The sequence below is a fragment of the Stenotrophomonas rhizophila genome (assembly GCF_000661955.1).
Lineage (GTDB): Bacteria > Pseudomonadota > Gammaproteobacteria > Xanthomonadales > Xanthomonadaceae > Stenotrophomonas > Stenotrophomonas rhizophila.
Genome location: NZ_CP007597.1, coordinates 3341099 through 3364179 on the forward strand (window position 1 = coordinate 3341099; position 23081 = coordinate 3364179).

A 23081-nucleotide genomic window follows, 5' to 3' on the forward strand; every position below is an offset into this window, starting at 1 on the left:
GGATAGCGTTTCAGACGTCGCAGAGGCGGATCGCCTCGCGCAGCGAGCCGATGGGATCCGGCGCGGCAGGCATGAACTCCTGCGCCAGATACCCATCGAAACCGGTGTCGCGGATCGCGCGACAGATGGCGGGGTAATGGAGCTCCTGCTGGTCGCCGATCTCGTGTCGGCCAGGCACGCCCGCGGTGTGGTAGTGCTTGAAGTACGCGTGATGCCTGCCGATGGTGGCGATGATGTCGCCCTCCATGATCTGCATGTGGTAGATGTCGTATAGCAGGCCGAAATGATCCGAGCCGATCCGTCGGCACAGCTCGACGCCCCATGCGGAGTGGTCGCACAGGTAGTCGGGATGATCGACCCTGGAGTTCAGCAGCTCCATCACCAGCACCACGCCGCGCCTCTCTGCATGCCCGAGGATGCGTTTGAGCCCTGCCTCGGCATGGGCCATGCCCTCCTGGGGGTCCATGCCGTTGCGGTTGCCGGAGAAACAGATGAGGTTGCGATAGCCGGCATCGGCCACCAGGTCGATGTGCCGGGTATAACGCTCCACCAGTTCGTCGTGGAACTGGCTGCCGGCAAAGCCCTTGGTCAGGCCCAGCTCCGCGCCGTTGCACATCGCGCTGTCCACGCCATGGGCCTTCAGCGTGGGCCAGTCCGCCGGCCCCACCAGATCGATGGCGGCGAACCCGATGCCCTTCACCGTCTGGCAGAGCTGGGCGATCGATTGTTGCGGGAACGTCCAGCGGGCGACGGAGTGCTTCAGGTTGCCCTTGAGCGGCGCGGTGGCTGCGAACGCGGGCAGAACGGCCGCTGCGCCGAGGCCAACGCTCCCGGCCACCGCCATGCGCAGCGCATCGCGCCGTGTGAGCCCCGGGGCCGGGCCTGGTCCGATCGAATGGATAGGCATCCACTTTCCGGCCTCCCAACCGGTATCACACGCTGACGATTCGGTTTAATGCAATCGATTGCACCATAGAGGAGCGCGTCTTTTTTTTGCAAGACGCAGTGCACTAAAACCTATGCTGCAGAGCACAAAGCGCACGTCCGTTTGGCTCGACCTGGGGGCTTACGTCGGTATCGTCGGGCGCTGGGAGAAGCCGACCAACGGTCGGCTCTACGGGTGTGCGTGCGATTCTTCCGTGGACACAGATCCGCTTTCACGGGCGCCTGCGTTGCCCGACCGTTGATCGGTCTGCGTTGCTCCCCGTGAACAGGCGAAGACCCACAAAAAAGCCCCGTAAGAACGGGGCTTTTCTTGAAACTCTGCCGGGATGTACCGGTGAGTTTTGCTTAGAACGGAATATCGTCGTCAGCGAAGTCGTCCATCGGCGGCGCCGGCTGCTGCGGCTGCTGCTGCGGGCGCTGCTGGCCGTAACCACCGCCCTGCCCGCCCTGGCGCTGACCACCGCCACCACCACCACCACCGTACTCCTGGCGCGGGGCCTGCTGGCGCTGCGGACGCTCGCCGCCGCCGTAGTTGCCACCGGCACCGGCGCCTGCACCGCCGCCACCGCCGCCTTCACCGCGGCCGCCCAGCATCTGCATTTCGTCGGCGATGATGTCGGTGGAGTACTTCTCCACGCCATCCTGGCCGGTGTACTTGTCGTAACGCAGGCTGCCTTCGACGTAGACCGAGCTGCCCTTGCGCAGGTATTCGCCGGCGATTTCACCGAGCTTGCCGAAGAACACCACGCGGTGCCATTCGGTGCGCTCCTGCTGGTTGCCATCCTTGTCCTTGCGGACGCTGGTGGTGGCCAGGCTGATGCGGGTGATCGCCATGCCGCCTTGGGTGTACTTCACGTCCGGGTCGTTGCCGAGGTTGCCGACCAGGATGACTTTATTGATGCCGCGCGCCATAGGGTTGCTCTTCCGTTGTCCGAGGGCCGCCTGGTGTCATCGCACAAGCGGATCGATGCCGGGATGCGGCGGCCCTGCGGGGGGTGATTCGTTGGGGTACTTGGCCGCCATGGTACCACTGGAACCGCCCCTGGCCGCCCGCTGGGGGCGACCACGGAAAGTTCGATGAAACCCACCAGAACGCAAGCGGGCGTCAATTGCGACGGGGCTCAGCGCCCGCCCTCAGGCCGCCTCGGCCCCCGGGGCATTCAGGGTGACCTTGTCGCGCCGGCCGGTCTGCGGGTCGGTCCGGTGCATCGAGACCAGCTTGCCCGCGAACGGACCGGTCAGCAGGTCGGTGAGCATGGCTTCTGCCAGGCCGTTGCCGGGGGTCGCAAAGGGCGTGACGAACTCGATCAGCCACAGCCGGTCGCCGCTATTCCACTCCTCCAGTTCCAGGCGCTGCCCCTGTTCCAGCTTCCGCTCGGCCACCTCGGACAAGTTCGCCCAGATGGCCACGCCCAGCGGCAGCTGCTCCAGCGCCTGCTGGGTGAGCCCGCTGAAGGCCGGCGAGGCATCCTGCAGCCCGGGCAACGGCGGCAGGGTGCCGAAGCGGAACACCCGGAACTGTTCCTTCAGCACCGGCGGCATGAAGGACCATTCCAAGTCCTTCAACTTCAGCTCACGATGCAGCGCAGACTGAGAAAGCAGCCAGACGATCTGGCCCAATGCCTCGGCCACGGTGCGGGGGGCGCCATCGCTGGCCGGTGAAGCGGACGTCGGGGACGTGATCATGAGTGGGAAATCCTGTAGTCGGGAATGGCAGTGAGCAGTTCCATGGTGGCAGGGTTGCGCGCGGCCGTGCTGATGCCCTGCGCGTAGGGTTGGGCATCGAAGGTGGACATCGCTTCGATCATCTGGAACCGCTTCTTCTGGGCGAGTGCCAGATTGTCATGCAGGGCCGAGCGTGACGTCCGGGGGCTGGTCGGGAGGCTGTCGTCAACGGCCGGTCGACGATCCTGTCCAGACGGGGCCTGCCTGCGTTCGGCCGCTGTCTGCTCGACCCCGCCGAAGCGATCCGGCGCACCGGCCACTACCGGAGGGGTCCCGGACTGCGGCAGGTCTGCACTGGCCGCGACCCTCAGATTCCCACCGCGACGGTTGACGCGGCCGGACGTGGCATCGCCGCTGCCCAGATCGCGCCCCCCGTTGCCGTTGCCGGCATTGAGGTTCTGCCCGGTGCCACCCTCGTCATTGTTGCGTTCGCCGAAGGCGAAGAACATGTCCGCCAGTGCCCCCTGGCTGCCATCGGTGCGGGTGAACTGGCCGTTGGCATAGGTGGTGTTGTCTGGCGTCTGGCCTGGCATCTGCCCGGTGCGCTGCGCATCGAGGTTGATCGACGCCACGCCCGCCTGCTGGAGGGTCAGCAATTCATCGGCCTGGCTGATGCCATCGCGGTTGCCGTCACGCCACACCTGGAACTCGCCGAAGCGTGCATCGTTGGCGTCAAAGCGGCGATCGCCATTGCTGTCGTAGGCCGCCAGACCCTCCAGGTCCGAATGGGCACCGTCGAGGTCAGCGGTGAACGAGATTTCGGCGCCGGAATCGATCACGCCGTTGCGATTGCGGTCCAGGACCAGCAGGCCATCATGCGGCCCCACCCAACCGGTGAGGTCGCGCACGCCGTCGCCATTCATGTCGAAGCGGGTTGCGCTCTGCGCCCAGCCAACGGTTTCAACGCCGTCGCCGTCCAGATCCAGCACCACCGGCCCAAGGCGTGCGCCGTGCATGTTGACGACGAACTTGATGGGGTCGCTCCAAAGACCGCCACTGTCGACTGAGGCGACTGTAATTTCGTACCAGGTTTCGTAGTTGGTTTCTTCGAAGTAGCCTGCACCACTTCCGCGCGGATCGCCCCAATTGCCAGACGTCTCCTGACGCCAGCTGCCACGCGCATTCACGCGAGTGGCAAGATAATTGGCGCTGTGATGATACCCGGTGAGGAAACCGTCCCCGGATACCGCGCGCGTCGTTATTCCGCGATCATAGCTATAACCTTCACCACTATAGGTATCGGTGTATTGCCCGGTGACATGCACGAACTCGATTGCACTTGTCACCACCAGCAGAGCCAACCCATCTTCGGCGTCACTGCCCCACATAACCTGGATACCATTGTCTTCGACCCGTACGACGGTAGGACGATCGTTGACATTCTGTACGTTGATCGTCACCCAGGTACTGGACGAAAGGCCGCCCCGGTCGGTCACCGTGACCAGTATTTGATGGCTTTGCGCGGCCTCGTAGTCCAATTGGCCATGCAGCGCGATCTGCCCGGTGGTGGCGTTGATACCGAACAGATTGCTGGCACCGCCGGTGATGGCGAAGCGGTGGTCACGGTTGTACCACTGGCTGTCCGGATCGGACCAGTTGGTGAACTGGAACACCGTCTGACCGGCGCCGGGCGCTGACTCCGCCAGCGAGACGCTCTGGCCCCAGGTAGTCGGCGCTTCGTTGACGTCTTCGATGCGGACAGTGACTTCCCGGTTGCCCGACACCAGCGCGCCATCCGTGGCCCGGAGGGTCACGTTGTAATACGCCTCCAACTGGCCGTCGCCATCACCGTCGATCAGCTGCAGATACGGGGCAACCGCTTCGAAATCGAAGCTGCTGACGTTGTACTTGAGCTGGTTGCCGGAAATGACGAACCAGGCGAAGGGATCGTTGATGACCTGATAGGACGGCGTGGTGCCGTCCGGGTCGGACGACGACAGGGTTGCCACCACCTGCCCGGCCACCCCGGTGTTCTCGCCGGTGAGCACGATGTGCTGGACGACATCCGGAGTGCGCGGTGCCTCGTTCACGTTGGACACGCCGACCTGGAAGACCTGGTCGCGAGTGGCACCATGACTGTCGGTCACCCGTACCGTGACGGCATGCGTGGTCGCGGACTCATAATCGAGCAGGCTGCCATTGGCCACCGTCAATGCGCCGGCGGCCGAGATCGCGAAGCGCCCGCCGGCATTGTTGACAAGGCTGAAGGTCAGGCCGTCGGTGGTGTCCTGGTCCTGGCCGCTGAACGTACCGACTGCCGCGCCATTTGCGGTGTTTTCGGCGATGGTCAGTGTCCGGTCCGCGGTAATGCCGTGCGGCGCATCATTGACGTCTTCCAGCCGCACCGTGATGGTGCGTACGCCTACCGATGACAGCCCGCCAGATACGGCGCGCACCGACACCGAGTACACCGCTTCCTGGCGGCCGTCGCCATCCGCATCGCTCAACGTCATGCCGGCAGCTTTCAGCGCCTCGAAGTCCAGCACCAAGCCAGCACGGAACTTCAGCTGGTTGCCGACCAGGGTGAACCACCCCCTGGAATCGCCCTCCAGCACATAGCTGTAGGTCCCATTGCCGCCACTGGAGGACAGGTTGGCGATCAGCACGCCCCCCAGCGCAGCATTCTCAGCCGCGATCGCGACCGGCTGGTTGGACACCGTGGGCGTGCCAGGTGCTTCGTCAACGTTGGTGACCGCGACAGTGAAGGTTTTGTCGCGGGTCAGGCCGCCGGCGTCGGTCACGCGCACCACTATCTGGTGCGAGGCATTGGTTTCGTAGTCGAGCAGGCTGGCGTTGGCGATGGTCAGGACACCGGCCGCCGAGATCGCGAAGCGACCGCCTGCGTTGTCGGCCAGACTGAAGGTGAACCCATCATTGTCCGCATCCACGCGCGCGAAGTTGCCCAACACTGTCCCGTTGGCCAGCGGTGCCTCGCTGGTGGACTCGGCAGTGCTCAGCGCCCGGTCCACGGTAATGTCGGTCGGGCGAGCGTTGATGGTCACCGTCAGTGTCTGTGTCTTGCTGCTGGTCTGGCCGGTCGCCAGCTCCTTGGCAATGGCCGTCACCGTCAATGCAGCGGTGCCGGCAAGGTCGGCCGACCACGTCGCCGGGCCCACCAGTGCCAGTCCCGCCAGCTGCGCAGGCGTCAGCGACCAGACGCCATTGCCCAGGTGTGTGCCCTTGTTGAGCGTCAACCCGGCCGGCAGGTTCGAAATACGGATTTCCAGCGTTTCCGACCCATCCTTGTCGGACAACGCCGCCTGCACGTCCAGTGCCAGCGTGCCACCGTCCAGCGTGGTGCCCACCTGCACCGCGCGGGTGATCAGCGGCGCATCGACCACCGGCGCCACGTCCAGGAAGAAGACACGCTCGGTCACCAGGCCACCGGCGTCAGTGGCGATCAGCTTGATGGCCACCCGGCCACTGGCGTTGCCCTTGGGAACCAGCGTCACCGTGCGCGAGCCGTTGGCGCCCACGGTGATGGTCGGTGGGTTCATCCACGCCAATACGGTGCTCAGGTCTGTGGCATCCACGGCCACGGCACGCACGCTCACGCCGCTGGCCGGGGTCAGGTCATCGCCTACGGTGAACTGCACGGCCACCTGGCCGTCCTCATTGATCTGCTGGTTGGCCACCACGCTGACCGTCGGCAGGCCGTTGCCATCCCAGTGGTGGCGCCACTGGTTCTCGAACGCTGCGTCCGCGTGCAGGGCCTGGTAGTCGGCCAAGGTTGCAGGCTTGGTTTTTCCAGCCATCAGCGCCACCAGCGCCTCGGCGTTGATCGTGCTCGTTGCGTGCTCACCGGCCAGGAAGAAATCGATCTTGTAGCTCGCCCGATCGCTGGCATTGGTGGTGGTGTACCAGCCCTTGATCGTGGTCTGCACGCTGGTCCCGATGACCGAGATCACCAGGTCATCCCCGGTGCGGCTGAACCACAGATCATTGCGGCTGATGTCGCGGTAGCCGATGACGTCGATGTCGTCACCGCTCGAATCATAGTTACGGATCTCGTCAGCCCCGGAACTCCGGTCGATCAGATAGACATCACTGTCGTCGCCGCCGATCAGGATGTCGTTGCCGGCACCACCATAGAGCGTATCGTTGCCGGCCTGCGCGTCGAGCAGATCATCGCCATCGCCGCCGTACAGCGTGTCGTTGCCGGCACCACCGTAGAGCTTGTCGTTGCCTGCGCCACCTTCAATGTAGTCATCACCGGCGGTGCCGGTGATCGTGTCAGCGAAGCTGCTTCCGATAACGCGTTCAAACGCGTCTTCCAGCACATCGCCCTGCGCAGCCCCGCCGTGCGTTCCGGTAGCCATGTCCAGCACGACGCCAGCGGTGGCCGTGGCGTAGGTCAGCGTATCGACACCTGCGCCACCGGACAGCACATCGGCCCCGGCCCCGCCATCAACGATGTCATCGCCCTCACCGCCACGCAGCGTGTCGTTGCCCAGTCCGCCGAGCAGCGTATCGTTGCCAAGGCCACCGTCCAGCAGATCGCTACCGGCACCGCCGTCGAGCACGTCGTTGCCGGCTTCGCCGTACAGGCGGTCATCACCGTCGTCACCATAGAGCGTGTCGTCGCCGTCACCGCCACGCAGCTCATCAACGCCCGCCCCACCATACAAGGTGTCGCGGCCTAGATCGCCCCAGAGCTTGTCATCGCCGGCTTCACCGCGCAGGGTGTCGTCGCCGTCACCACCGTACAGATCATCGTTGCCGCCTCCCCCGTTGATGATGTCGTTGCCGCCCAAGCCCTGGATTACGTCCCGGTTGGCCTGCCCCACCAGGGTCTCGCCTGCGGCGGTGCCATACAGGTAGTCATCGCGGTTGACCACGGTGAACACCAGCTGCTTGCTGACGCTCAGCCCAGCACCGCCACGATCGGTGGCAACAACGGTCACCGTGATGGTGGTACCCGCCTCGTAGTCGACGATCGCACCGGCCTTCAACCGCAGCTGGTTGCCGTTGACGATCTCGAAGCGGCTGTCGGACACGCTGTACGCCATCGTGGCGAAATCACTGCCCGGGGTCGTGTCCGGATCGGTCGCCGACAACGTGCCAAGCAGGATCGCCGGCCGCGCGGTCCCGGTGGGTACGCGGTCGGTTTCGGTAATGCTGGTGGTGCTCGCAGCGAACGCAACGGCCGTGGGCGCCTCGTTCTCGTCTTCGATTGCGTAGGTGAAGCTCAGCGTCCCGTCCGAGGCCAGGCTGCCGTCATGCGCGCGCACGCTGGCAGTCAACAACACCTCCTTGATGCCATCGCCGTCCAGATCAACCAGCGTGGCGCCCTGCGCTTTGGACAGCGCCTCGAAATCGATCGCAACCCCTGCGCGGACACGCACCTGGTTGCCCACCACCTCAAGCAGTCCACCCGGATTGGTCACCAGTTGCAGCGTTGGCGTGGTCTTGTCCGGATCGCTCAGCACGAAGCTTCCAACCACTGTGCCGGCGCCGGTCTTCTCACCCGCCAGTACCGGGGCCATGTTGGGCGGACGGCTGGGCGTGAACGGGGTTTCGTTGACGTTGCGCACGTCGATGACGAAGTTCTTTTCGAACCAGGCGCCCGCACCATCGGTGACGCGTATCCGGACCGTGTGCGCCACGCCGGTTTCGTAGTCGAGCCTGGTGCCGTCGCGTACGCTCAGCACGCCATCGGCGCTGATCGCAAAGCGCCCACCGCCATCGTCAACCAGGGTGAAGGTGGCGGTGTCTTCGGGGCCGTCGCGGTCCACATGGCCAAAGCGACCCAGCGACAGGGTGTTTGCCGCGTTCTCGTCGACGGCCAACGGGCCCGGGGCAAGGATGTCGCTTGGCACGTCGTTGACCGACCGCACCGCCAGCTCGACCACCTGGTCGGCGGTGTTGCCATCGGCATCGGTGACGCGGACCACGAAGCGATCATTGCCGTGGCGGTCTGCCGCTGGGGTATAGACCCATGCGCCGGTGACTGCATTGAGGGTCAAGTTACCCATGCCCGGCGCTGTCAGCAGCGTATAGCCGGTGATGTTGTCATCATGGTCCACGGCGTTGACGTTGCCAGTGAGGGGCACGTCTTCGTCGGTTGCCAGATACTGGGTGGCCACCAGCGGAGCAGGCTTGTTGGAGTTCTGCCAGTAGCTGGCCAGTTGTTCCTGGAGTGCGGACGACATACTGCCCGGTACCAAGACCGAATCGGCCGCCATCGCCGCCAGCAACGGCTCGGCGTGCGCCAGGAACAGCGACCCACCGCCGGTGGTGATCTCGGTGATGCGGCTGGTTCCGGCGTAGTAGCCGGCAATGGTGATGCGGGTGCTGCCACCGATCACGCTTACCAGCAGGTCGTTGCCAACGCGCTGCAACCATACTTCGTTGGGCGCGGCGTTCTGCAGCACGATGCGGTTCACGCCCTGTGCGTCTTCGATCCGGTCGCTGCCGCCGTCGCGATCAAAGAGATAGGTATCGTTGCCATCTCCTCCGCGCAGCAGGTCATTGCCCGCCTCGCCCACCAGCGTGTCATTGCCGGTACCACCATCGAGCAGGTCATCACCGGCGCCCCCCACCAGGGTATCGTCGCCGGCGTCGCCGTACAGTTGGTCGGCCCCCTCCTGACCGCCAAGGGTGTCATTGCCCTCGCCACCCCATGCCTTGTCGTCACCGACATCACCGCTGATCTGGTCGTCGCCCACGCCACCGTAGATGTCATCGGCACCCGAACCACCGGCGAGCACGTCATTGCCCGCTCCGCCTTCAAGACGGTCGTCGCCGGCATCGCCAGAAATCGCGTCGTTGCCATCCCCGCCCATCAGGGTGTCGTTGCCATCGCCGCCGATGAGGACGTCATCGCCCCCCCGGCCATCCAGCCAGTCATTGCCGCCCAGGCCAATCAGGCGGTTGGCCCGCGCATCGCCACTGAAGGTATCGGCAAAGCCATCTGTTCCGACCACATTCTCAATGGACCTCACACCCCCGCTCATCACGATGGTGTCGCCCGTTGCATGACCGCCGGACAGCGTGCCAGCCGCCAGATCAAGGACCAGCGCGGCGTCGGAGCTTACGTAGCGGATCGTGTCCCCGTAGCCACGACCTGACTCCAACGGCAGACCAAGACTGATGCGGTCGCTCCCACCGTCCAGCACATCCGCACCCGCACCGCCTTCCAGGGTATCGTCACCCTCGCCGCCGGACAGCCTGTCATCCCCATCCCCGCCAGAGATCACGTCATGCCCGGCGCCGCCGTTGATGGTGTCGGCCGCAGCGCCTCCCAGAACAACGTCATCAGCGGTCGTCCCCCCCTGCGCAAGCTGACGCAGATTTTCAAGGTCAAACACAAGTCCATCGCTGAGCTGGACCTTCTCAACGCGGCGCTGGCTGGTGAACCCATCACTGAGTCTGACCGAGCCGGTCTGTGCCGCAATGACATCAAGCTGGGTATCGCCGCTCACGGTCCGCATGCGCAGGTTTGACAGGCTGATGCCGCCGCCGAACGCCAGGACATCGTTGCCACCTTCAACATCCTGGAAGGCTTCGCGGACGATCTGCGAACCGTTTTCGGTGTTACGCCATGCATTGCCCAGCAGCCGCGCGACGCCATAAGGCCATGCCGACGCAGGCGGCATGGTTGCCTGCGCGGTGGCAAACAGGAAGTCAACGCGGTCAATGCTCTTGTAGACAACCTGACCGGTCTCCCGGCTGGTGATCGTCAGACGATGGGCATACAGACCGCCCGCCCCCTGACCAAGCGACTCCCACGATGCCGAATAGCCGCCCGCTACGTCACCAGCGGAGGTGACCACTTCCTCCAGGGCGAAGGCACCCTCGAAGATCTGGTCGTTTCCATCACCCAGGTTGTATTCGTACGTATCGTCTCCCTCGCCGCCATACAGAACATCGCTGCCGCCGCCACCACGCAGGACATCAGCGCCGACACTGCCGCCCAGCCGGTCGTCGCCGCTGCTGCCCTCCAGTCCGTCGATGCTGCTGTACACATCGCCCTTGGCATCACCCGTGTTGGCGAAGGTACCTTCCAGATATGCGCGTACGCCGACGCTGCCCGCATACGACGCGATGTCCACACCGCCGCCGCCAAACAGCGTGTCGGCACCCGCACCACCGTGCAGCAGGTCGTCACCCCGCCCGCCGTAGAGAACGTCGTTGTCGGCGCCGCCACGCAGCGTGTCGTTGCCGTCGTTCCCCATCAGCAGGTCGCCCCCCTGCCCGCCGTCGATCACGTCATCGCCGCCATTACCAGTCAGCCAGTCCTTGCCAGCTGTTCCGTTGATGGTGTCGTTCCCATCGCCCCCACCCAGGAGGGTCATGTCGGTGAGGGCGTGCCGCCCGGTTGCGGCGAAGACCATGTTCTCGATGGAGCCACCCAGGGCATACCAGTCCTTGATGGTGATGCGATCGCCGGAACCGGACAGCTGGCCAACCTCGCCATCACGACCGATCACCAGCCGCAGATCATTGCCATCCCGCTGCAGCATCACGTCCTGGATGTCGACGCCGACACCGAACTCCAGCGAATCCACACCAGCGTTGCGCGCGATCAAGCCGTTGATCGCGCCCTGGTGGCGGCGCAGCACCTGGGCCTCGTCGTTCCAGTCGTTATGGCTGGTCCAGGTGGAACCGTCGAAGTAGACGATACCGTCCTTGCTGACGGTTCCATCGGCATTGCGCACATAGCCGTTGACGTACCCGCCGTTCTGCCAGACCAGATCCCAATTGTCGACATAGTCGTCCATGAGGGTGTCATCGCCATCGCCACGCTGGTAGCGGAAGACATCATCACCTGCGCCGCCGACTACTTCATCGTTCCCACGGCCACCAACGACCAGATCCGCTCCAGTGCCGCCGTACACACGGTCGTCGCCGTCGTCACCGAATACCGTATCGTTACCCGCGCCGCCCAGCACCTGGTCATTACCGGACCCGCCCATCACCCAGTCCTGGTCGCCGTCACCGGCGACGAAGTCGTCACCCGACCCGCCATTGCCGAAGTCGTTGCCGGCCAGGCCGCGGATCTCGTCGTTGCCAGCGCCGCCGTACAGGAAGTCAGCGCCATAGGTGCCCAAAATAACGTCCGAGCCACCGGTGCCGATGATGTAGGAGGTCATGTCCCCGATGCGGATCTCTTCGCCGTCGGCAAAACGCAGCCACTCCACGCGGTGTGAGGACTCGAACCAGTCCTTGATGATCAGCTCGTCGCCGGTAAGGATCGCGTTGCCCGCCGCATCGTAGGCAAGCAGCGCAATGACCAGATCATTGCCTGCGCCACTGGCCGCTGAACGACGCATCTGGACATTCTGCAGCGACAAACCGCTGCCAAACACGATGGCATCTTCGCCCCCCTTTACCGACCCGTTGACTTCATAGTCACCACCGCCGGCCCAGTTGCGCGCCAGCTCTCCGTTGGCAATCTTCGCCAGGCGGTCGTTTAGGCTGTCGCCGCTGCCACGGATCCCGCCGCTGCCCTGCTCGTCGTACACCACGTCGCGGCCGTCGCCGAGGCGGAACAGGTACTGGTCCGAACCACCTCCACCGAACAGGCGCGCTTCGCCACCGGCACCGCGGTCGTCGCCCGCACCACCGGCGAGAATATCGCCGCCTTCGCCACCGACCAACAGGTCGTTGCCCGCGCCACCTTCCAGCCAGTCCGAGCCGATGCTGCCGTACAAGCGATCATCGCCAGCGCCACCGTCGAGGTAGTTGCCGTTGCCACCGTTGCCGGCGATGGCTGTCGCCTGGGCAGCCGTGTCGCCGACGACGAAGTTCACATTGGCGACGTTGCCCGCGAACAGGACGTCATTGCCGTCGCCGCCGAACAACCAGTCATCGAGCAGGCCGCCCACCAGAGTGTCATTTCCGCTTCCACCCAGCAGGTCATTGCCCAAGTCGCCGCCACGGACGATGTCGTCTCCGGCGCCGGCGTCGATGACGGCTGCGATCTCGATGCGGTGGCTGGCCTGCAAAGCACTTCCATTGATCAGGACACCCGCGCTAGACGAAAGTGTTGCGCCATCCACAACGATGCTGTCGTTGCCGCTGGTGCCAAACACCTCATCCTTGTCAGCGGCGACGACAGTATCTTCCAAGGTCGCAACTGCGTCACCGCTCGAATCGAGCAATCGGAACTGACGGCCCTCTGTACGACTGAAAACGGGTGCCACGTTCGCTGCATTCAATCCCTTTCCGTCCAGGCGCCCATCCGCCATCTGGTCGAACCAAGCCGCGAACCCGCCCGTCCAATCGGTAAACGCACGCTTATTGAGTCCAAGCTCAATGGCACGGGCGAAAGTAATGGCCCATTGCGCGCCAAGGCCACTGGACCCAGCGCCAGAGATCAACGCGTTGATCTGCCAAGGGTCGGCAGAGTAACGACTATAGTCGGCCGCCATGGCCAGATCACCGATAAGCGAAGTGGTAGTGAAGGCAGTCGGAGCAGCCAGATTGGCGAGGTGGGTGGTAAGTGCACGTTTGATATAGACATCGCCCCCGACCAGCGTGCCCGACAACCCGATCAGCGCCCGCGTCGTTCCGTGCGCTATCAGCTCTTCCGCGGTGGATAGATCAAGGGGCGTTGCCGACCAGTATCGGTAGTCACTCCCATAGGTTCCGTAGGTTCCGCCATCCACACGGGCCCCGAATCCGACTTGGCTTCCGGTGATGTCCAGTACCGTATTTAGCGTCTCTGCAACGGCGTTTGCCAGCAGTGTCGCGCCAAGGCGCGAGCCCCCGGACCGCGCTCGGGCGCCGCTGACTACAAAGATATCGGCGCCCTCTTCCCATGTGACCGACGCCCAGGAACGAGGCTTTCCACTGGAGAAGAACGAACCGATCAATCCGCCCAGCACGTAGCCAACCAAGGCGCCCACCGCTGCGCCCAGAGGTCCGTAAATCGCACCAACTTTGCCGCCCGCCGCAGCCCATGTCGTGGCCACCGAAGCCCCAACATACGCACCAACTGCGGAGCCGATCTGGGCACCGATCTGGCCGCCGACGGTATCAAACTTCACTAGACTCGCGCCAAGGCGGGCCCCTACATAGCCGCCTACCGCATTGAATATCTGTGCGGCCCCAAGCCCATCGAACAAGCTTATTTTGGCGCCATCGGCAATCAACGCCGCATTCTGGACTACCTGTGCAAGCGCGGCTGAAGCGGCCGTCTGCCCCAGTTCTCCCAGCGTCCCCTCGATGCCCAGCGAGCTGAACAACTCAGCGGTGAGGTAGGCAGAAATAGCTCCCGCCGCTGCGCCACGCAGGTTGGTCTGGAACTCTTCAGGAAGATCGGCCAGAACTTCGATGAACACCCCGGATGGCAGGCGACCTCCCATTCCGCCGGCAGTGATCGCCTGCGCAAGGTTCTGGCCAACGGTTGTCAACGTAGCCGAGGCCAGCACCTGCCATCCTGGATCGTTGATTTTCAACGCCGAGGCGATCGCCCCCCCGATCGCTCCTCCCAGGAAGCCCGACTGCGCCAGCTTCTGGAGCGCCGCCAAATCCAGGTTCATGGACTGGAAGGGACTGTACCTCTGGTCTGCCGTTGTGCCGCGCCGCTTGAAGCCGTCAAGCGGGGAACCGCCTGTGTTGGTGAAATGGAAGTAGTCACTACTGCCATTGAAGTACAGACCTGCGCGCTCAAGCATTGATTCGACCAGCCCAAGCTGGCCCAGGTTGATATGTACGCCGCTCTGGCCCTCTCCATGGTTGAAGTCCATCTCCGCGGAAAGTACATAGCTGATTATTCCGGCAGCATAGTAGTGGAGGTAGTTGACGTCCTTGCCGGGACCGAGGCTGGAAGAACCTCTGTCGAAATGATCACGCGCAAATGCCTCAACGTTGCTCGCAATTCCGGCATTGATCCGCATATCCGCTGTAAGCGTGATGCCCGAACGCAGCTCGAAGACTCCGGGGGAAACCTGTTCAAATGACTCAGGCATGGCCTGACGCATGCGCTCCATCACTTCGCTGCGCACCAATGGCTTCCCGCCATTGTCTGCATTCATCTGTGAAACTACCGCGTTCCAGCCCCCAATATTGGCTACAGCCTCGTTCCTACGCGCGGACGCGAGGTAATTGCCGATCAGCTTTGTGTAATCGCGGACTGGGCCGCCATTTTGCGCGAGATTTGCGGCGGCGTAGGTGACCGCCGCATAGTCTTTGTAGAAGTCGGTGTACAAGCCGTGGGCAATCTCGTGGCCAAGGGCTGAGCGAAGGACATCCATCTTCTGGACGTCCGAAACCCCCACCGTCGCGCTCTCCCTGATGCGAAGAGTGCCGTCCAAGGTCATGTGTGCGAACTCCGCCGCATCGTTGGAAAGGAGCTCGATCCGCTTGAGTTGGCCGGTCTGGATGGCACGCTGGAATCGCTCAACCAAACTTGGCGAGCCGGCAAGAGCCTTGCGTAGCTGGGTTGCTGCCCGAGCTGAAGCTGCGCCTCTGGAGGCGAGGTCGTTCAACATTCCAGTGAGCCTTGCGTTCAACTCAGACATGATCTTGCTCCGTCGGCAGGATTGAAATGGTTTCGACGCACTTGGAGTTCGGCGTATCGGTTTCGACGGCGTCGTAGCTGATCACATGGATAGAGATACGTCGCCGGGAGTAGTGCCAGAGGTTCGGACTAACTGGAGGTCCACCGGCGAATCCGCCTGAGAACCCCAAGCCGCGGAGCCTTCGCTCGAACGAATCAACGCGGAAGGTGCACTGACGCTTGAGCTCGCCAGGGCGCAGCGGTGCAAATGCGACGAACTGGAACTCGCGACCAGCCTGGGACGTCTTCACATCCACCCCATAGGACCATCCGGCTGGGACCTCGCGCCGCGCACCGCGTGCGCGCACCCTTCCTATTCCGGGTAGCAGTCGCACGGCAAATGCCCGTTCAACATCGGCGATCGATATGCCGTGCCACGCGTTGCTCCCCGATTGGCCGCCGATCAATGCAACGAGCCGGTCTTCAGGGCTCGCCAAGCGCGCAGACGGCTCACCGGCCAATGGCTGGCCAAGCGGGAGAAAGAGCAGGCTTAGGCCAAGCAAAGCTGCCATGCGGCTACGTACCCGCCTGTGCCGGACGTCGAATGGTGCGCAGACTCTCATCGTTCCCTCCCCGCTTCCTGCATCCGCCTCGACAGCGGCGACAGCAGGTATTCGATGATCCTTCGGTCCCCGGTCTTGATCTCGGCGGTGGCGGCCAGTCCTGGTGCAAGCGCCATGCGCCGGCCGTCGATCTCGATCCAGGAACGAAGCAAGCGCACGCGCGCGGGATAGCGCAGGCCTTCCTTCTCGGTCTGCACCGCATCCCGGCCGACGGTTTCGATCACGCCGTCGACCACGCCGTAGCGGGTGAAGGGGTATGCCTCCAGCTTCACTTCAACCGCTTGCCCTTCACGTACGAAACCGGCATCTCGGTTGGGCAACATCGCGTCCACCATCAGTTCGCCGTCATGCGGCACCACTACCATCAGGGGATCGGCAGGTTTCACCACTCCCCCCAGGGTATGCACCTGCAACTGCTGCACCACGCCAGTCACCGGAGCACGCAGTATCGTGTGGCTGGCCTTGTCCTCGGCCTTCTTGAGTTCTTCGGCACGCAGCGCGCGGGCGGCTTCGGCCTCGGTGAGTGCATCCAGTGCTTCGCGCGCGAATTCGCTGCGGCTCTTGGCCAACTGCTGGTTGGCGGCCAACTGTGCCGCACCGGCCTTACCACGCTCTTCGCGACGGATCGCCAGGTCCTGGCGCATTCCCACTACCCGCTCCTTGATCTCCGCCACCTGCAGTCGCGGCACGTAGTTGTCACGACTGAGAGCTTCCATTTTGGTCAGCTGGTCCGTCGCAAGCGGCAGCTGTTCCTCGAGCTTGGCGACTTCGGCATCGATCATCCCGCGCTCGCCATCGCGCTGACTGCGCTCCTGGCGCAACCCGGCCACTGTGGCGTCGAATTCGCGGTGCTTGGCGATCAGCAGCGATTGCTGGATGGCCACTGTCGACGGTTCAGCGCCTTCGGGCGCGATGAAGCGGCCTTCCCGCCCTTCGATATGCTCCACGACGGCACGAGCACGGGCCACATCGATCTGCGCGCTCAACAACGCCTGGCGCGCCTGCTCCACCTCGGCACGGCTGACGGTGGGATCCAGGTCAAGCAGGGGCGCGCCGGCCTTGACCATCTGGCCTTCGACTACATGGATGGCGCGTACCACGCCCTGATCGGCCGCCTGCAGGATCTTGACGTTGCCACGCGGGATCACCTTGCCTTCGGCCACGGCAACCATGTCAAGGCGGCCAATGCATGACCAGACCAACGCGATGGCCAGGAACGCGATCAGCACCCATAACACCGCACGGCCGAGTGGATTGGGCGGCTTTTCGAGGATTTCCAGCGCTGCAGGCAGAAAATCCGGGGCGGCCGATACGGGACGGTCGCCCGCGGCACGCTCCGCGCGCAGGCTCTCGCGCAGGATCGCAAGATGGTGCCGAAGACCCTTGAACATCACGATGCGTCCTTGCCGTGTGGGGAGTGTGGGGCGGGGTCAGTTGACCGGGGCGGCCATTGCAGGCAGCCCCATCTGTTTGGTGTAGAGCATCGAGTAGCGGCCACCGGCGCGGAGCAGAGTGTCGTGCGTACCGGTTTCCGTGATGCGGCCACGTTCCAGGGTGATGATGCGGTGGGCCTGGCGTACCGCCGACAGCCGGTGGGCAATGATGATGACCGTGCGGTCGGCCGCCATCCGCTTGAGGTTGTCCTGGATGATCTCTTCGCTTTCGGCGTCCAGCGCCGACGTCGCTTCGTCGAAGATCAGGATCTTCGGATCGGTCGCCAGCGCACGCGCGATCGCGATACGTTGGCGCTGCCCGCCGGACAGGTTGCCACCGCGCTCGTCGATGCGGGTGTCATACGCTTCGGGCAGTTCCAGGATGAACTCATGCGCCCCGGAAAGCTTGGCCACTTCGACCACCCGGCTCATCGGCATCGCCGGGTCGGCCATGGCGATGTTCTCGCGCACGCTGCGGTTGAACAGCAGGCTTTCCTGCAGCACCACGCCCACCTGCCGGCGCAGCCAGGTGGGGTCGACCATGGAAAGGTCCACGCCATCGACCAGAATGCGCCCACGTTCGGGCGTGTGCAGCCGCTGGATGAGCTTGGTCAGGGTGGACTTGCCGGACCCGGACGGACCGACCACACCGATGATCTCGCCGGGGGCGATGTCCAGCGACAACTCCGACAGCACTTCCGGCCCGTCAGGCCGGTAGCGGAAGGCCACATGCTCCAGCGCGATGCGTCCCTCCACGCTGGGCAGGCTGGCGCGTGAGGGCGAGCTGGCCGGCTCGGTCGGAGAATTGAGGATGTCGCCCAGCCGATCCACGGCGATGCGGGCCTGCTGGAAATCCTGCGCCAGCTGCGCAAGCCGCAGTACCGGGCCGGACACCTGGCCGGCCAGCATGTTGAAGGCCACCAGCTCGCCAACGGTCAACTTGCCATCGATCACCAGGCGCGCACCAAAGAACAGCAGCGCGACGGTGGCCAGCTTGTGGATCAGCTGGATCGCCTGCGAGCCCCAGTTGGCCAGCATGCTGGCGCGGAAACTGGCCTGGATGTAGCCGGCCAGCTGCTTGTCCCAGCGATTCTGCGCCTGCGGCTCCACCGCCAGCGCCTTCAGCGTTTCCACGCCGGTCACCGCTTCCACCAGGAACGACTGGTTCTCCGCACCACGGATGAACTTCTCGTCCAGCCGGCGGCGCAGCATCGGACCAACCAGCATCACCACGGCCGCATACAACGGCAGGGTGATCAACACGATCAGCAGCAAGGTGGGGCTGTACAGCCACATCACCAGCAGGAAGACGATGGCGAAGAACAGGTCCAGCACCACGGTCTGCGCCGAGGAGGTCAGGAAGTCGCGGATGGTTTCCAGCTCTCGCACCCGCGCCACCGAATCGCCGACCCGGCGGGCCTGGAAATAGGCCAGCGGCAGGTGGGTGAGGTGCGCGAACAGCTTCGACCCCAGTTCGGCGTCGACCCGGCTGGTGGTATGCGAGAAAAGATAGGTGCGCAGACCGCCCATGGTGACTTCAAACACCGACACCACCATCAGGCCTATCGCCAGCACTTCCAGCGTGGTGATGCCCTTGTGGACCAGCACCTTGTCGATCACCACCTGGAAGAACAGCGGGGTGATCAGCGCCATCAACTGCAGGAAGAACGAGGCCAGCAGCACATCGCGCAGCAACCGGCGGTACTTCACCAGCGCGGGAATGAACCAGCTGATATCGAAGGCACGCGCAGCGCCGGCCACCCCCTCGCGGGTGGTCATCAGCAGCAGGCGGCCATCGTAGTCCAGGGCGAAATCGGCCAGTGACTGGGTAACCGGGCGTTCGTGGTCGCCCGCGTCGAAACGCAGCACGCGCTCAGCGTCGGCTTTCAGCACCAGGGTGTAGCGCCCCCCGGCCAGGCAGGCCATCGCCGGCAGCGGGTAGTCGCCCAGACTGAAGGCATCGGCATTGACCACGCGCGCCTTCACGTCCAGACGTTTGGCGAGTTTGAGCAGATCCTGAGGGGTTATCGCACCGCCGGGATTGCCCAGCTGGTGACGCAGCTGGTCCGGCTCGGCCGGTCGGTCGAGAAACCCCAACAGCGCGACAAAGCACCCCAGCGCATTCTCGTCAGCCGCGCAGGGTTCATCCTGCAGATCAATCCTTGATCCGTCACTTGCCACTGCCCTGTCCTGTTGGCCCCTGTGGCGCGACTCTATAGCCGGCTTGTGCATTCTGTCTATCGCAGAAAACGTTTTCATGGCACGGGATCGCCGGGCGTGATGGATTTCACATTCCCCGGGGCCAATGCCCGCCCTGCCTGGCCCGGTGACACCCGCCCGGCCAGCGCCCGGGTGCCGTGCCGCATGGCATCATGCAGGTCGTCGTTCCCGCCGTTCCCAGCAATGACCATCCGCGGCAAAGCCACCTCCCTGGACATCGCCCACCTGGCCGGGGTGTCGCAGCCGACCGTCTCGCGCGCCCTGCGCGGCAGCCCGATGGTCAATCCGGAAACCCGCGAGCGCATCCTGCGCATCGCCCGGGAGCTGAACTACAAGGTCGACAAGAACGCCTCCAGCCTGCGCCTGCGCAATGCCGGCACGTTGGCCCTGCTGTTCTTCGAAGACCCCACCAACGACGACTCGCTGATCAACCCGTTCTTCCACGCCATGCTGGGCTCGATCACCCGTGCCTGCGCGCTGCGCGGCTACGACCTGCTGGTGTCCTTCCAGCAGCTGTCCACCGACTGGCAGGCCGACTACGAAGACAGCAACAAGGCCGACGGCATCATCCTGCTCGGCTATGGCGACTACCACGAGTCGCGCGAGCGGCTGCAGCGGCTGGTTGAACAGGGCACCCACTTCGTGCGCTGGGGCGCGGCCCTGCCCGACCAGCCCGGGGTCTCGATCGGCAGCGACAACTTCCAGGGCGGTTTCGACATCACCGCCCACCTGCTCGACCAGGGCTGCCAGCGCATCGCCTTCATCGGCCACGCGTCCAGCCACTACCCCGAGTTCGAGGAGCGCTACCGCGGGCATGTGGCGGCGATGGCGGCACGCGGCATCCGCGCCGAACCGGGCCTGCAGCACGACGCGATCACCACCGAGCAGGACGGGTTCGACGCCTGCCAGGCGTTGCTGGCACGCGGCGAGACAGTGGATGGCGTGTTCGCGGCCAGCGACCTGATCGCGATCGGCGCCATGCGGGCGCTGCGCGAGCACGGTCTGCGCGTGCCGCAGGATGTGGCGCTGGCCGGCTTCGACGATATCCCGCTGGCCGCATCGGTGTCGCCGCCGCTCACCACCGTGCAGCAGGACACCAAACAGGCCGGGCAGCTGCTGGTGGAAAAGCTGCTGGCGCTGATCAGCGGCGCGCCGGTGGACGGGCAGACCATTCCGGTGAAGCAGGTGCTGCGCGAGTCGTCACGGCGGCGTTGAGCGCGGCCCCGCAGCAAGCTTTGCCGCACCGTAGGACGCCGCCAACGGCCGCGCCAGGATGAAGTCCTGCATCAGCCGCAGGTAGCCGTCGGGCTGGCGGGTGGAGACGCGCTCGCCGGCCGCATCCCGTTCGAAGTCGTACATGCCGTGGTCGGCATCGGGAAACACCGCGGTCTGGATCGGGCGGCCATCGCGTTGCAGCCAGGCCAACCGCTGCAGGGTTTGGCCGGGCGGCGCGTCGCGGTCCTGCCCGGCCAGCAGCCACAGCTGCGGCACGTCCAGGTGTTCCAGCACCGGCAGCGGGTCGTAGTCGGCCGGCACGCCCTCAAGCAGGCGCGGGCCGTCGACGCGCACGGTCGCTTCCGGGGTCGCCAACAGGTAGCCACTGATGTTGCCGCGCACCGCCTTGAACCAGGGCAGGTGGCCGTAGCGGGCTTTGACGGACGCCATCTGCGTGAACCCGTCGGTGAAGCCGCTGCCGACAATGGCCGCCGACGCGTCGGCCACCTCCATCGCCTTGGCGGTGTCATCGGCGCTTACGCCTGCGCGTGCCATGTCATAGGCGATGGCTTCGCGATCCTCGTCCAGCGGCGATACCGCCAGCCCGAAACTGACAATGACGAAGTCGACCGGCTCGATGCGTGCGGCCAGCGGCGCCACCCACCCGCCCTGGCTGCCGCCCTGGTAGCCGAGCCGGCCGGCCCGCGCGCCCGCCAGGCGGCGGGCCTGGCGTGCGGCGTGGATGGCGTCGTTGGCCAGGGTCAGGTAGTTCTGGGTGTAGCGCCCGCCCGAGTCACCGGTGCCGCGCTTGTCGTAGGCGAACACACCGATGCCGGCGGCGGCGAATTCGCGCTGCAGTGAATAGGCCGGCAACGCGGCATCGTGCTCGGCGCCATGCACCAGCACCACGATCGGCACCTGGCTGTTGCCCGGCGGCAAGGTCAGCCGCCCGGCCAGCGTGACGCCGCCGGACACGAAGCGGGTGTCGGTCTGTACCAGTGCGATGCGCTCACCGGGCTGGCCGTCGAAGCGGATGGCCGTGCTGCCGCATGCAGGCAGCACGACCGTGTGGCCATCGGCGCGGTCGGTCCAGCCCAGCGTACTGGCCCAGCGACGATGGCCGCGCGCGTGCAGCTGCCCGGTGCGTCCGTCCGGGAGCCGCCAGCGCAACTGTTCGGCCGTTGCTCCCGGCCCGATGTCCAGACTGCCGCCATCGGCCATGCGGTAGCTGCCGACCGCGCACTGCGCGGCGGTTGCGACTTCGGGCGCCGGCGCGGCGCTGGCCAGTGCGCTGCTGACCAGCAGCGCCCACAACGCGCTCCCGCGCAGGGCCGTGCGGGTCAGATGGAGGTGGATCGGCATGGCACGCTCCTGCAGTGGATGGCCCAGCCTGCCTGCCCGCCTGGCCAGGCGCCAGCGCGGTGCGATGAAACCGACCTGGTCGCGATAAAGCCCGTCGTGCCGGGAGCAGAGGCGCGCCGCTCCCGACCGCACCCATGACTTACGGGTGATGTGGCCGGGCCGCTTTGCCGGGATAAGTCGTTCACCATTCAGGGGAAGGTGTCCGACGCATGCTGCAGATCCGCTCGCTGTCCAAGACCTACGCCAACGGCGTGCACGCACTCAACGGCGTCACCCTCGACATCCCGCGGGGCATGTTCGGGCTGCTCGGCCCCAACGGCGCGGGCAAGTCGTCGTTGATGCGCACGCTGTCCACGCTGCAGGAAGCCGACAGCGGCAGCGTGACCCTGGAGATTCCCGGCGAGCCGGCCATCGACGTGCTGCGCGACAAGGATGCGGTGCGCCGCCGGCTGGGCTACCTGCCGCAGGATTTCGGGGTGTACCCCAAGGTCAGCGCACTGGATCTGCTGGACCACTTCGCCGTGCTCAAGGGCATCACCCACAAGGCGCAGCGCCGCGAGGTGGTGGACGGGCTGCTGCAGCAGGTGAACCTGTGGGATGCCCGCAAGCGCAAGCTGGGCACGTATTCGGGCGGCATGCGCCAGCGCTTCGGCATTGCCCAGGCGTTGCTGGGCGACCCGCGGCTGGTGATCGTCGATGAGCCCACCGCCGGGCTGGACCCGGAAGAGCGCAACCGGTTCCTCAACCTGCTGGCCGCCATCGGCGAGAACGTGGCGGTGATCCTGTCCACCCATATCGTCGAAGACGTCACTGACCTGTGCCCGAGCATGGCCATCATGAACAAGGGTGAGGTATTGCTGACCGGCAAGCCGAGCGATGCCATCGACGCATTGCAGCAGCAGGTCTGGCGCAAGCAGGTGGACAGCGCCGAACTGGCCACCTACGAAGCCAACCATGTGGTGCTCTCCACCCGCCTGGTGGGCGGCCGCCCGGTGATCCACGTGCACAGCGCCAGCGACCCCGGCGACGGGTTCCAGCCGGTGGCCCCGGACCTTGAGGATGTGTATTTCCAGCGACTGCGCCTGCAGTCGCGGGCCGCCTGACCGGAGC

At 65.0% G+C, this 23081-nt stretch carries 10 protein-coding genes; 2 read left to right on the forward strand and 8 right to left on the reverse strand.

Translation table 11 applies throughout. The features are described 5' to 3' along the window. Positions 1–10: 10 nt before the first annotated feature. From DX03_RS14470 to DX03_RS14500, 7 genes are all read right to left on the reverse strand, one after another. Entirely contained in the window at positions 11–907 is an 897-nt protein-coding gene (locus tag DX03_RS14470; protein WP_038689836.1) for a hydroxypyruvate isomerase family protein, read from the reverse strand. A 383-nt stretch (positions 908–1290) separates the two neighbouring features. Further along, positions 1291–1857: a single-stranded DNA-binding protein gene (locus DX03_RS14475; RefSeq protein WP_038689838.1), complete on the reverse strand. Its 567-nt coding sequence runs from the start codon at positions 1855–1857 to the stop codon at positions 1291–1293. Between the two features lie 222 nt (positions 1858–2079). Next, positions 2080–2631, reverse strand: coding sequence for a toxin-activating lysine-acyltransferase (locus tag DX03_RS14480; protein WP_038689840.1), 552 nt, complete (start codon positions 2629–2631; stop codon positions 2080–2082). Next, positions 2628–15140, reverse strand: coding sequence for a cadherin domain-containing protein (locus tag DX03_RS21435; RefSeq protein ID WP_244880129.1), 12513 nt, complete (start codon positions 15138–15140; stop codon positions 2628–2630). The genes DX03_RS14480 and DX03_RS21435 overlap by 4 nt, the downstream gene beginning before the upstream one ends. Further along, the gene (locus DX03_RS21255) at positions 15133–15690 is read right to left on the reverse strand and encodes a hypothetical protein (protein WP_185753359.1); all 558 of its coding nucleotides are present in this window, start codon (positions 15688–15690) and stop codon (positions 15133–15135) included. Before DX03_RS21255 ends, DX03_RS21435 begins: the two co-directional genes overlap by 8 nt. Positions 15691–15737: 47 nt before the next feature. After that, positions 15738–17132, reverse strand: a complete 1395-nt coding sequence (locus tag DX03_RS14495) for an HlyD family type I secretion periplasmic adaptor subunit (protein ID WP_038689846.1) — start codon at positions 17130–17132, stop codon at positions 15738–15740. Between the two features lie 39 nt (positions 17133–17171). After that, positions 17172–19355, reverse strand: coding sequence for a type I secretion system permease/ATPase (locus DX03_RS14500; RefSeq protein ID WP_244880130.1), 2184 nt, complete (start codon positions 19353–19355; stop codon positions 17172–17174). A 222-nt stretch (positions 19356–19577) separates the two neighbouring features. On the opposite strand from DX03_RS14500, the gene DX03_RS14505 reads away from it, so the two are divergent. Then, positions 19578–20609, forward strand: a complete 1032-nt coding sequence (locus DX03_RS14505) for a LacI family DNA-binding transcriptional regulator (RefSeq protein WP_038689848.1) — start codon at positions 19578–19580, stop codon at positions 20607–20609. Here DX03_RS14505 and DX03_RS14510 read toward each other — a convergent pair. Next, a complete protein-coding gene (locus DX03_RS14510; RefSeq protein ID WP_081797254.1) occupies positions 20595–21971 on the reverse strand; it encodes an alpha/beta hydrolase family protein in 1377 nt (458 codons plus the stop codon). The genes DX03_RS14505 and DX03_RS14510 overlap by 15 nt on opposite strands. Before the next feature lie 209 nt (positions 21972–22180). On the opposite strand from DX03_RS14510, the gene DX03_RS14515 reads away from it, so the two are divergent. Beyond that, positions 22181–23074, forward strand: a complete 894-nt coding sequence (locus DX03_RS14515) for an ABC transporter ATP-binding protein (RefSeq protein WP_038689850.1) — start codon at positions 22181–22183, stop codon at positions 23072–23074. Positions 23075–23081: the final 7 nt, after the last annotated feature.

What these genes read in the sequence shown, in the direction of transcription:
- DX03_RS14495 (WP_038689846.1), bottom strand. Translation starts at nt 17,132, where the DNA reads ATGTTCAAGGGTCTTCGGCACCATCTTGCGATCCTGCGCGAGAGCCTG.
- DX03_RS21435 (WP_244880129.1), bottom strand. Translation starts at nt 15,140, where the DNA reads ATGTCTGAGTTGAACGCAAGGCTCACTGGAATGTTGAACGACCTCGCC.
- DX03_RS14475 (WP_038689838.1), bottom strand. Translation starts at nt 1,857, where the DNA reads ATGGCGCGCGGCATCAATAAAGTCATCCTGGTCGGCAACCTCGGCAAC.
- DX03_RS14515 (WP_038689850.1), top strand. Translation starts at nt 22,181, where the DNA reads ATGCTGCAGATCCGCTCGCTGTCCAAGACCTACGCCAACGGCGTGCAC.
- DX03_RS14470 (WP_038689836.1), bottom strand. Translation starts at nt 907, where the DNA reads ATGCCTATCCATTCGATCGGACCAGGCCCGGCCCCGGGGCTCACACGG.
- DX03_RS14480 (WP_038689840.1), bottom strand. Translation starts at nt 2,631, where the DNA reads ATGATCACGTCCCCGACGTCCGCTTCACCGGCCAGCGATGGCGCCCCC.
- DX03_RS14505 (WP_038689848.1), top strand. Translation starts at nt 19,578, where the DNA reads ATGACCATCCGCGGCAAAGCCACCTCCCTGGACATCGCCCACCTGGCC.
- DX03_RS14510 (WP_081797254.1), bottom strand. Translation starts at nt 21,971, where the DNA reads ATGCCGATCCACCTCCATCTGACCCGCACGGCCCTGCGCGGGAGCGCG.
- DX03_RS21255 (WP_185753359.1), bottom strand. Translation starts at nt 15,690, where the DNA reads ATGGCAGCTTTGCTTGGCCTAAGCCTGCTCTTTCTCCCGCTTGGCCAG.